Annotated in this window: 10 protein-coding genes; 6 read left to right on the top strand and 4 right to left on the bottom strand. The window is 65.8% G+C overall.

Annotated features, from left to right (window positions below):
• From D7V97_RS32715 to D7V97_RS32705, 3 genes are all read left to right on the top strand, one after another.
• The coding region (locus D7V97_RS32715) for an ABC transporter permease (protein WP_147445067.1) at positions 1 to 1,169 on the top strand (1,169 nt) is incomplete at its 5' end.
• Positions 1,170 to 1,171: 2 nt separating this feature from the next.
• The gene (locus D7V97_RS32710) at positions 1,172 to 2,296 is read left to right on the top strand and encodes an ABC transporter permease (RefSeq protein ID WP_120614544.1); all 1,125 of its coding nucleotides are present in this window, start codon (positions 1,172 to 1,174) and stop codon (positions 2,294 to 2,296) included.
• Between the two features lie 87 nt (positions 2,297 to 2,383).
• Positions 2,384 to 4,012, top strand: a complete 1,629-nt coding sequence (locus D7V97_RS32705) for a glycoside hydrolase family 43 protein (protein ID WP_120614543.1) — start codon at positions 2,384 to 2,386, stop codon at positions 4,010 to 4,012.
• 25 nt (positions 4,013 to 4,037) lie between these two features.
• Here the strand turns inward: D7V97_RS32705 and D7V97_RS32700 are convergent, their stop codons facing one another.
• Positions 4,038 to 4,922 (bottom strand): metallophosphoesterase, encoded by an 885-nt coding sequence (locus D7V97_RS32700; protein ID WP_199729012.1) that lies wholly within the window; start codon positions 4,920 to 4,922, stop codon positions 4,038 to 4,040.
• Between the two features lie 75 nt (positions 4,923 to 4,997).
• A complete protein-coding gene (locus D7V97_RS32695) occupies positions 4,998 to 5,693 on the bottom strand; it encodes a DUF72 domain-containing protein (protein ID WP_120614541.1) in 696 nt (231 codons plus the stop codon).
• Between the two features lie 178 nt (positions 5,694 to 5,871).
• Between D7V97_RS32695 and D7V97_RS46850 the strand changes: the two genes are divergently transcribed.
• The gene (locus D7V97_RS46850) at positions 5,872 to 6,129 is read left to right on the top strand and encodes a helix-turn-helix domain-containing protein (protein ID WP_368668979.1); all 258 of its coding nucleotides are present in this window, start codon (positions 5,872 to 5,874) and stop codon (positions 6,127 to 6,129) included.
• Between the two features lie 371 nt (positions 6,130 to 6,500).
• Here D7V97_RS46850 and D7V97_RS46845 read toward each other — a convergent pair whose 3' ends face one another.
• A complete protein-coding gene (locus tag D7V97_RS46845; RefSeq protein ID WP_368668980.1) occupies positions 6,501 to 7,358 on the bottom strand; it encodes a serine protease in 858 nt (285 codons plus the stop codon).
• 885 nt (positions 7,359 to 8,243) lie between these two features.
• Here D7V97_RS46845 and D7V97_RS32680 point away from each other — a divergent pair.
• Both D7V97_RS32680 and D7V97_RS32675 read left to right on the top strand, forming a co-directional pair.
• Positions 8,244 to 8,714 carry a hypothetical protein gene (locus D7V97_RS32680; RefSeq protein ID WP_147445066.1) on the top strand — a complete coding sequence of 157 codons (471 nt, stop codon included), beginning with the start codon at positions 8,244 to 8,246 and terminating at the stop codon, positions 8,712 to 8,714.
• 40 nt (positions 8,715 to 8,754) lie between these two features.
• The gene (locus D7V97_RS32675; RefSeq protein WP_120614537.1) at positions 8,755 to 9,123 is read left to right on the top strand and encodes a hypothetical protein; all 369 of its coding nucleotides are present in this window, start codon (positions 8,755 to 8,757) and stop codon (positions 9,121 to 9,123) included.
• A gap of 38 nt (positions 9,124 to 9,161) precedes the next feature.
• On the opposite strand, the gene D7V97_RS32670 is transcribed toward D7V97_RS32675, so the two are convergent.
• Positions 9,162 to 10,649 (bottom strand): MopE-related protein, encoded by a 1,488-nt coding sequence (locus tag D7V97_RS32670; RefSeq protein ID WP_158623501.1) that lies wholly within the window; start codon positions 10,647 to 10,649, stop codon positions 9,162 to 9,164.
• Between the last annotated feature and the right edge of the window lie 112 nt (positions 10,650 to 10,761).

Here is a 10,761-nt window from a genome sequence, read left to right as displayed (position 1 = left end):
CCCCTCCGGCCGCGCGACGAGTGGACCGGGCCGGCCTCCGGCTGCGGGTCGGCCGGATGCTCGCATACACCCACAACGAGACCATCCAGATCCTCCGCGACAAGGTCCGGCTGGCGTTTGCCTTCATCGGTTCGGCGCTGCTGATGCTCGTCTTCGGCTTCGGAATCACGACCGACGTCGAAAACATCCGCTATGCCTCGCTGGACCTGGACCAGTCGCCCGAGAGTCGCGCGTATCTTGAACAGTTCGCCGTGTCGGGGCGCTATTTCGCCCCCACTGCGCCCACCCAATCCGCGGACGAAGCGCTCCGCCGGCTCCAGTCAGACGATGTCTCGGTGGTGCTGGAGATCCCGCCTCGTTTCGGCCTGGATTTCCGCCGGGGCTCCGGGCCCGAGGTCCTGGCCCAGGTGGACGGCGCCATGACCTTCCGTGGCGACACCGTCGAGCAATATGTGATGGGGGTCCACAACCGGATGCTGCGGGATCCCGCGAGCGGCTTCCATTCAGCCAGTGCCCTGAAGTCCACGGCCAACATCGAAGAGCGCTACCTGTACAATCCAACGTTCGAGAGCGTCTATTCCATCGTGCCGAGTGTCCCGGCGCTGCTGCTGCTGCTGATACCGGCGATCCTCATGACGGTCAGCATCGTGCGCGAGAAGGAGCTGGGGTCGATCATCAACTTCTATGTCACGCCCACGGGGAGGCTGGAATACCTGCTCGGAAAGCAGCTGCCCTACATCGTCATCGGCATGGCCAACTTCCTCATCCTGACCGCCCTGGCGCTGATCGTCTTCGGTGTCCCCATCAAGGGCAGCTTCCTGACGTTGATGCTCTGCACGCTGTTCTACGTCGCGGCGACGACGGGCATCGGGATGGTGACCTCGACCTTCACCGGCAGCCAGGTCGCGGCCGTCTTCGTCACGGCCATCCTGACCATCGTGCCGACCATCCAGTTCTCCGGCTTGTTGCAGCCTGTCTCCACGCTGCAGGGTGGCGCCGGTGTCGTCGGGTCCATCTGGCCGGCCTCCTATTACATGCACGCCAGCCTGGGCGCATTCACCAAGGGGCTGGGGGCAGCCCTCCTCATGAGGGATGTCGCCTTCCTGGCCATGTGCGTCCCACTCCTGCTGGCCATCAGCGTCCTCGGTTTGAAGAAGCAGGAGAAATAGCGGTGAACTCGCTGCTGAACATTCTGTGGCTCGGGCTCAAGGAGCTTCGCAGCCTGCTGAGCGACGTGGTGATGGTCGTGTTCGTCGTCTATGCGTTCACCCTGGCCATCTATGTCCAGGCCACGGGGACCTCGAGCGAGGTGAACAACGCATCGATTGCCTTCGTCGACGAGGACGAGTCCGCGTTGTCCAAGGAGTTGCTCAACGCCTTCTATCCGCCCCGCTTCAAGCTGCCGGAGATCATCACCGCGGATGACATCCAGGCGGACATGGACCGGGGCCGGTTCATGTTCGTCGTCGTGATTCCGCCCCGCTTCGAGCACGACCTTCGCGCGGGGCGCAACCCGGACATCCAGCTGAACATCGACGCGACCGCGATGCAGCAGGCGGGCATCGGCTCCGGCTATATCAAGAACATCGTCAACGACCGGATCTCCTCCTTCCTCAGGCGCACGGAGGAGGCGGGACCGAAGCCCATCAACCTGGTCGTTCGCAAGCTCTTCAACCCCAACGGGGTCTCGTCCTGGTTCAAGAGCGTGGTGGCCATCATCAATCAGATAACCCTGCTGACCGTCGTCCTGACGGGGGCCGCGGTCATCCGCGAACGCGAACACGGAACGCTGGAGCACCTGCTCGTGATGCCGCTGACCTCGTTCGAGATCGCGATGGCGAAGGTCTGGGCCAACGGCCTCGTGATTCTCGTCGCGACCGGGGTTTCGCTCCTCCTGGTCGTGCACCTGGTGCTGAAGGTGCCGTTCGCCGGCTCGGTGGTGCTGTGGTTCGCTGGCGTCGTGCTCTACCTGTTCTTCGCCACGGCGCTCGGCATCTTCCTGGGGACGATTTCACGCTCGATGGCGCAGTTCGCGCTGCTGATCATCCTCGTGGTCCTCGTGCTGATGCTGCTTTCGGGCGGGAGCACGCCCGTGGAGAGCCAGCCGAAGTGGCTGCAGTACCTCACCTACCTGCTGCCTGCCCGGCACTTCGTCAGCTTCTCGCAAGTCATCATCTACCGCGGCGGAGGGCTGGAGGCCGTCTGGCGCCAGTTCCTGATGGTGAGCGCGGTGGGCATGGGGTTCTTCGTCTACAGCCTGGCGCTCTTCCGCAAGTCCATCGCGGTGAGCAAGTAGGGGACGTGCGCGCGGCTGCTGAGGCCGCATGCGCCCTTGCATTCTCCCTGGTCAACCTGGAATTTTCAGGTTTTCAGGGAGAATGCCATGAAGCCTGTTCAGGTCGTCATGCTGGGGTCCACGCTGTGCGCCGTCCTTGTCGGCTGTGGGGATGAGCCCGCGCCGCGGGAGACAACCCAGCAGCGGGAGCTGGTGGATGACAACGCGCGCGTGCTGCTCGTGCCGGGGCTGGCGGATCCGGACGTCTACAAGGAGAACGACGACCTGTTCTTCCTGTCGGGCACCGGCAACGGGTGGGTGCTGCCCCTTTACGAATCGAACGACCTGACGACCTTCCGGTTCAAGCGCGACTACAACCCGTCGCAGGCCGACCCCACGTACGACTACTGCTTCCTGTGGGCGCCGGACCTCAACAAGTCCAACGGCGCCTACCAGCTCCACTTCTCCGCGCACCGGGTGCCCAATGGGGCGGCGTGCCCGCCGGCCGGGCAGGAGGTGACGACCTTCGTCGCCACCGCGCCGGACCTGAACTTCAACTTCGGCGCGCCCCAGCCCCTCAACGCCAACACGACGTGGCCGCGCACCTCCACCGCCACGGGCTGCCTGCCGCAGGGCTGCAACCGGAACATCCGCATCGACTCGGCCACGTACAACGACCCGGCGGGCCGCTGGTTCTTCTATGTGTGGTTCGACCGGGGCAACAACATCTCCTCGTTCAACACCGCCGCTCCCGGCACCGTCTACAACCACGCGGGCCCGGCCGTCTTCGCGACGCCTGCGTATGAGGAAGGCATCAACGAGGCGCCTGAAGTCTTTCAGCGCAATGGCCTCTACTACCTGCTCTTCAGCGGCGGTTGGTACAACAGCCAGTACGCCATGTATTACGTGATGGCGGACTCCCTCCCCCAGCTCACGCGGGCGCGCGCGGTGCGGCGGCTGTCCCTGCCCCTCAAGAACTCCGCGGGCCGGCTGGTGCAGAGCCACGGCCACAACGCCATCGTCGAGCGCCGGGGTGAGTACTTCAACTTCTTCCACGTCGGCGCCTTCGACACCGCGGGCAACCTCACCTCGCGCAGCACGTACCGGCAGCGCGTCGCCTTCAAGCCCGACGGCGCGATGACGTCGCTCAACCAGGTGAACGTCCGCTGGAACAAGCTGGCCGGCTACAGCTACTCGCTCGACGTCGTCCTGCGCGACGGGTCTGTCATTGGCCCGTGCAGCTCCGTGGCGCTCCTGGGGCAGTCCAACAAGACCGTCTTCGACGGCGTGTGCCGCAGCGCGGGAGACCGCGTGGTGACGAAGGGCGACATCGCGGCCTTCCGCATCTTCTACGCCATCAACGATGCCTGGGGCGCCTTCGTGGAGACGCCCTATGACGGCATCTCCGACGACGTCTCCCTGACGCTGCCGGGCGGCTTTACGCCGTTCGTGGACCTGGAGTGGAGCGAGGAGGAGACCGCCGCGCAGTACTCCATCGACGTGCAGCGGCGGGACACCGGCGCCTGGATTGGCCCCTGCATCGGCGTCAACGCCGTGAACAAGAGCCTCGCCTGGACCTACCAGGGGCGCTGCGACACCCCTGGTATCAACGTGCCCCCCTCCAACATCCAGGCCTTCCGCGTCTGCTCCGCCGTCAACGGCGACTGGGCCCATGCCCGCTGCGGCGGCGCGGCCTATGACGGCCGGAGCATGCACTCCCGGATCGTCATCCCCTGAAGCCGCGCGGCCCCTGGCGCCTGCTTCAGTGGCAGGCGCCGGTGCCCTTGTCCGTGAACGTCTGGCCGGCGATGGGGACGAACTCCCAGTCATAGCTGGTGGAGTGCAGGGTGAGCTTCAGCACGCCCCAGGTGCTGGCATCGCGCAAGGCGCTGTTGGCCGGCTGGGCGGAGGTGAAGGCGCGCAGGGACGTGCCGCCCGTGCCGACGACGAACTGGACGATGCCGTTCGCCGTGGCGGTGCCGGCGGCGGTCTGCGGCTTCCAGCGCTCGTAGTCATGGTCATGCCCGGTGAGGATGAGGTCGGCGCCCGCGTCGTCCAGTGCCTTCCACAGCGGCTGAACGGTGGTGTCATCGCCGTGGCTGCCGGAGCTGAAGCGCGGGTGGTGCCAGTAGGCCAGCGTGCAGGTGCGCGGGTTGGCGGCCAGGTCCTGCCGCAGCCACGTCTCCTGCGCGGAGCCGGCGCCGCACCCGCCCACCGCGGCGCAGTTGCTGTTGAGCGCCACGAGGTGCCAGTCCCCCAGGTTGTAGCTGTAGTAGCCCTTGGAGGGGTCCCCGGCCAGCGCGCCGAAGTAGCCGTAGTAACCCGCCGCGCCGGAGGTGAGGTACTCGTGGTTGCCCGGGGTGGGCTTCATGCGCGCCTTGTGGCGCCCCCAGGCCGGGTCGAAGCAGGTGTTGAACTCCGTGGGCGTGCCGCTCGTGTAGGCCAGGTCGCCCAGCAGCGCGATGGTGCCCGGCAGTGCGTCCAGCAGGTTGCCCGTGTCCGTGTCCTGCGTCGTGCCGCAGTTGCCGATGTCTCCCGCGGCCAGGAGCACCGGATCGCCCACGGTGCCCGCGGGCGGGTGCGTCCCTTCCGGGCCCGAGCAGCCAGCTCCGACGCCCACGGCCACCGCGCCAGCGAGCGCGCACACGCCCAACACCCGTGGCCAGAGCGGCCGGCTTCCGCGACGTGTCAGCGACATAGGGGTCCGTTGTTTAGTCGAGTTTCAAGCCTTGTGCGGTGATTCCGGCTGCACGTCGCGGTGCAGCAATGACAATGCGTTCGGGAGGGCCGCGCCTTCCGCGGTGTTGTCGAAGATGCACCACACGCGCCGACCGGCCTGCTCGTGGTTGGAGATTTCCGCGGCAAGCGTCTCCAGGAACGCATTGGAGTACGCGGAGTAATACATCTTCGGCGAGCCGTGCAGCCGGTAGTACACGACGTCTGTATCGGGTGGAGGCGGCGTGGTGACCGCGGGTGGATCCGCCTTCACGTAAGCGATGCCGACGTCGTCCAACACCTGTCGGGCCTCGTCCGTGAACCAGGTCCGGTGCCGGGGCTCGCACACGATGTCGGCCGGGGTCCTGTCGCGCAGGGCTTGGAAGAACGCGCGGGCGGTCTCGGGCTCGTGCTGGAGGCTGGGGGGCAGCTGCACCAACAGGCAGCCCAGCTTCGCCTCCAGGTGGCCCGCCTCGCCCAGGAAGCGTTCCAGCGGCTCGCGTGCGCCGCGCAGGCGCAGCTCATGGGTGATGACCCTGGGGACCTTCACCGCGAAGCGGAACGTCTCCGGAACGCTGTCACGCCAGCGCGCGTAGGTGCCGGGCCGGTGCGGCCGGTAGAAGGAGGAGTTGATCTCCACCGCGGGCAGGACGCGCGCATAGCGCTCAAGGTGGGTGCCCGTCGTGGGGAAGTGCTCCCCCACCTGGCTCGACAGGCTCCAGCCGGCGCAGCCGATCCGGCAGTGCGTGGGAGAAGGGCTCGGAGGTCCATGGCGCACCGCCTAAACCTAAACGGCGGAGCGCGATTCTCGATCGGCCTGGAGGGTAAGCGGGCGCCAGCAGCGCGGGGAAGGGGCAGGGACTCGCTCCGTTCGGACTTGTGTGCTCAAGAACCGGAGGAAGAAGCGAGCCCTGCCTCAGGGAGGGCAACAGCCGCGGCTGCGTTGTCGTGACCGCAGGCGCCTGACGCGTTGGGGAGAGAAGACTGGCTGCCCGCTCACCCTGCGGCGGTGCCTGGCGGTGGCCAAGGTGGCGGCGGGCCAGTCGCGAGCCCAGGCGGCGCGGGAGCTGCTGTGCGCCACCTCCACCGTGGTGTCCGCGGTGCTGCGCTACCAGGAGCGCGGTCGCGAGGGACTGTGAGATGGCAGGGCCTTCAACGGTCAGCGCAAGGTGGATGAGCGATTCCGCGAAACCCTGTGCCGGGTACTGGAAGGGACGCCCCAACAGTCGGGTTGGAGGCGGACGACGTGGACGCGCGAGTTGCTGGCGCGCGAGATGGAGCGTCGCGGCCGGGTGCGAGTGTCGGCCGCGACGATGGGCCGTGCACTGGCCTGCTCGTTTCTACGGTCCCCGAGATAGAGCGATATCACTTCATTCCTAAGGCCGTTGCTGCGGCGGGGGCACACCAACCGCCGTCCAGCCCAGGGCCAGCCCCGACGCGATCGAGAACATGAAGGCGTGGGCCTGGTCGTCGTTAGGCCCCATCCTGAAGACTGGCCAGGACTCAACGTCTACTCCCCATCGGCAGTCATTTTTTTTGGAAGCGGACGCCTACGCGTTGTGCAAAGTACGCTGCACTGGCTCCCTCTGTCCTCACACGCCATAAAACCGTCTTCACACTGGCATAATACCCTAGGCGGGATACACGCATCATCCCGTTTACTCATACTTATGAGGATCTGACAACTCCTCACAGTCATGCATTGCCGGCCGCCTTGGAAGTCGCACTTGGCCATGCCGTCGGGACAGCCGTTGCTCCCGCACGGAAACTCCTTCCCTAGCGCCTTCACTTCGTTCTGCAGGGTGGCGGTGGTCGGGTTCGCGAACACATCTCCTCCGAACCACTTCGCTGCCGAATTAACGCCAACAATCTTGCCGTCTACGATGACCGGTCCACCACTATCACCGGGGCACAGAGACGCCGACTCGCCCATCGTCGCGGTCACGACCTGCTTCGTGTCGCCACCGGTTCGCTGACACGTGGTGGACTCCGACGTGCAGCCAAATCCGAAAATTCTGATTAGAGTGCCGTCGGCAGGGAATGCGGAGCCGATTGAAATCGGTGTAATCGTTTTGGGGCACGCCTTGTCGAGCACGAGCAAGGCCACATCCGATTCACCAGTCGCAGACCCGAATGCCCTCCTTTGAATCACTGTACGCGTGGCACCGGACCCCAACGTTACAGTGCCGTGTGTTCCAGTTGTGTCCGATTTTGTGTCCGATTGATAATCTACGCAGTGTGCAGCGGTCAGCGCGACACGCGGTGCGACTAGGGTCGCCGTGCATCTCGACGAGACCGACAAGAACTTGCCAACTGCAGGCTCATCGGAGGTCGTTGCGCCACCCTTGAGCGGCAACTGCTGTGTCATCGTGGCAATCGGCCGAGGCGGCTTCGCACATAAGTAGTTATCGTGCCAAGTGTGCTCGTCTGCTGGCTCCCTCCATGGCACGCACTTATAGCCTTCGTTCTCGATCGGCCCCGTCATTGACCACTTGAGATCCCATTGGGCATCGCGCTCAATACAGATATAGTTATCGCGCCAATGGTGATCTTCGGGCTCGGCGTCCTCTTGGATTGGCGTGCACTTCATGCCTTTGATCGGGCCCCCGAACGACCAACGCAACCCAATGCCCTTCGGCGCGCAGAATTGATTGTCGCTCCACGTGTCAGGGTCGGAGGGCTCGTCCACACTCACGCACTCGTAGTCGTCGCCAGACGGTGGCTTGTTATCATTGGTGAAAGCGAAGCCCCAACACTTATTCGTGTCAGCGCTGCTATGAGTGGCCAGCAACGCCAAGAGAGTTCCAACAGCTACCTGCATGCTCGCCGTTCTCACTTCAGCCCCCTACGCTTAGCGCGCCAATCTAAAGCGCGCTGCCGAGTTACCGAAACAGCCTCTGGGTATCCATAACGCCCGCGATTGAATCATGGATGGGCCGAGACGTACACCCAGTCTCCCGGCAGCCATCCACCAGAGGCCCGTAGGACTTTGGCTGTCGGCAGAGGCATCTGGCAGCAGCGCGCTGCCGAGCGGCTTTGGTCGCCGCAGCCAAATCGATGTCCTGATAACGACGCCTGGACCTGAATTTGGCGTAAGCACCTGTATTCTCTTGACATAGCTTAATGTCGCATAAGGGAGATTATGTAAATTGTGCGCCAGGAAGCTGCAAAAGCCTGGTTCGGGAGGAACAAGATTCCAGCCCCCCTCGCGCACGACCTCCCCGCACGCTGGGAGGTCCTGCCCACGAGCACTGTGAGCCGCGCCCGCTTCTGCACCGCTGTCCTCCTCACCGGACCGGAGCATGATCCGCTCGCCTTCGGTTGGAAGGTTGGGGAGCTCACCGCCTCCTGGCGCCACCAGCCCGCCGGCACTGTCGTCGTGACGAACCGTCTGCAGCACATCGTCGAGGCGGACGCTCACACCTGGTTCGTCCCCAACGAGCTGGACGGGCTCTGGAACTCGGCCGTCCACGTGCATTTCCGAGAGGTGCTCGGGGAGGCGCTGACCGGCCGGAACCGCTGGCCCGATTGGGCCCTCTTCTCACCGGCCGGCTTCATCCATGCCTACGACCCTCACGGTCCGGGGCACTGGGTGTGGCGTGGCGCCGAGGCGTTCGCCCACGCCTACCAATTCGACGGCCGCGCACTCGCCGCCATCCACGTTGCCGTTGCCCGCGCCACCGCCCGCGCCCTTCCCTGCACTGCCCCCGCAGAGGCCCCGTGAGCGTTCTTCCTGCCCACCTGGAAGCTCAAAGCCACGCCCGTTGGGCCCCCGCGACAGCGTCGCGCAGCTCGCGCTCGAGCTGGCCCCGCGGATCGCCGAGGAGACCGCAACGGCCCTCGTCGACCTGGCCAACGTTCTGGAGCGCGAAGCGGTCTCGGTCGACGCGCCGCCGCGCGTCCCTAACTTCCCTGAGAGCCACGCGCACCGCTGGGCCCGCCTGCTGCTGTCCTGCCACACGATGAGCGCTGCTCTCCGGCAGCCCCTCGACAGCGCTCGTTCCGTCACGCGCTTCAACACCCTCATCGCCCTCGCCAACGCCATCCAGGACGTGACTCCGTGCACCTGCGCTGCTCCTGGCGACTCGTTCGCCGCTGTCCCGGGAGGGCCTCTCCCGGAACTGCCTTTGTGAAGGCCTGCCTCATCCTGCGAGTGGCGATCCGCTGCTCCTCATTGAGTCCATCCCTGCACCACCCGCACGGGACGTTTCGCCACCGACGCGTCCTCCAGCTTGCCCCAGGCCCAGACGGTGCCGTCAGCCTCCACCGCCAGGCTGTGGTAATCGCCGGCGGCGAGAGCGGTCACCCCGGAGAGGCCCAGCACCTGCCCTGGCGTGGAGCGATCTGTCGTCGTCCCGTCGCCGAGCTGGCCGGAGCGGTTGTTGCCCCAGGCCCAAACCCGACCGTCCGCCTTCACGGCTAGGCCGTGGTAATCGCCGGCGGCGAGAGCGGTCACCCCGGTGAGGCCCGGCACCTGCACCGGCGTGTTGCGTTCCATCGTCGTCGTCCCGTCTCCCAGTTGGCCATATCCGTTGTTGCCCCAGGCCCACACAGTGTCGTCCGCCTTCACCGCCAAGCTGAACTCACCGCCGGCGGTGAGAGCGACCACCCCGGTGAGGCCCGGCACCTGCACCGGCGTGTTGCGTTGCGTCGTCGTCCCGTCGCCCAGCTCGCCACGTATGTTGAAGCCCCAGGCCCAGACAGTGCCGTCCGCCTTCACGGCTAGGCTGTGGTAATTGCCGGCGGCGAGAGCGGTCACCCCGGAGAGGCCCAGCACCTGCCCTGGCGTGGAGCGATCCGTCGTCGTCCCGTTGCCCAGTTCGCCATACACGTTGTGGCCCCAGGCCCAGACGGTGCCGTCCGACTTCACCGCCAGGCTGTAGAAACCGCCGGCGGCGAGAGCGGTCACCCCGGAGAGGCCCAGCACCTGCACCGGCGTGTTGCGTTGCGTCTTCGTCCCGTCTCCGAGTTGGCCAGAATAGCCCGCGCCCCAGGCCCAGACGGTGCCGTCCGACTTCATCGCCACGCTGTGGTTAAGGCCGGCGGCAATGGCAACGACTCCGGAGAGGCCCAGCACCTGCCCTGGCGTGGAGCGATCCGTCGTCGTCCCGTCGCCGAGCTGGCCGGAGCGGTTGTCGCCCCAGGCCCAAACCCGACCGTCCGCCCTGAGGGTTAGGCTGAAGCCGCCACTCGCCGCAAGCCGAAGAGTGCGCGTCTCGGGCGATGTACAGGTCGCTTCCGACAACCCCTCGTCGATGCCCGCGGTGCAGTTGTTGTCCCGTGAGTCGCAGACTTCTTCGGCGCCAGGATGGACCGCAGCATCGCTGTCATCGCAGTCATCGGCTCTCGGGGCGTAGCCCTCAGGCTTTTGAGTGGACTGGAAGGGCTTGGTTTCGTTTCCAAAGCCGTCTCCATCTGCGTCCCGATACCAGGTCGGCACAGGTACACTTCCGGCATCGGCGTCAGATGTTCCAGCGTCGGCGGTGCCTGCGTCAGCATCGGGGCCAGTCGTCCCAGAGTCGGTTGCGCCGGCATCAACGGGCGTTCCGCACTCATTGGGGTGGCGGGAACAGAATTCGCGCTCCGCCCGCTCGAAGTCGATACAGCCTCCCACCGAGGCGACGACTCCCAGTGCCAGTGCCAGGGTGCGCGCTCTCACGGCCACCTCCCGAAGACGAAGGCGGACGTACCGTCGCTGCCCAACTCGAGAGTCACCTGTTGGGACTTCTCCCGACGTCCCAGCAGGTACAGTCCCCCAGCCACTCCCAGCG

It is taken from the genome of Corallococcus sp. CA053C (assembly GCF_003611675.1).
GTDB lineage: Bacteria > Myxococcota > Myxococcia > Myxococcales > Myxococcaceae > Corallococcus.
Note: the sequence above shows the minus strand (reverse complement) of the source record. Positions and strands in the feature narration are given on the sequence as shown.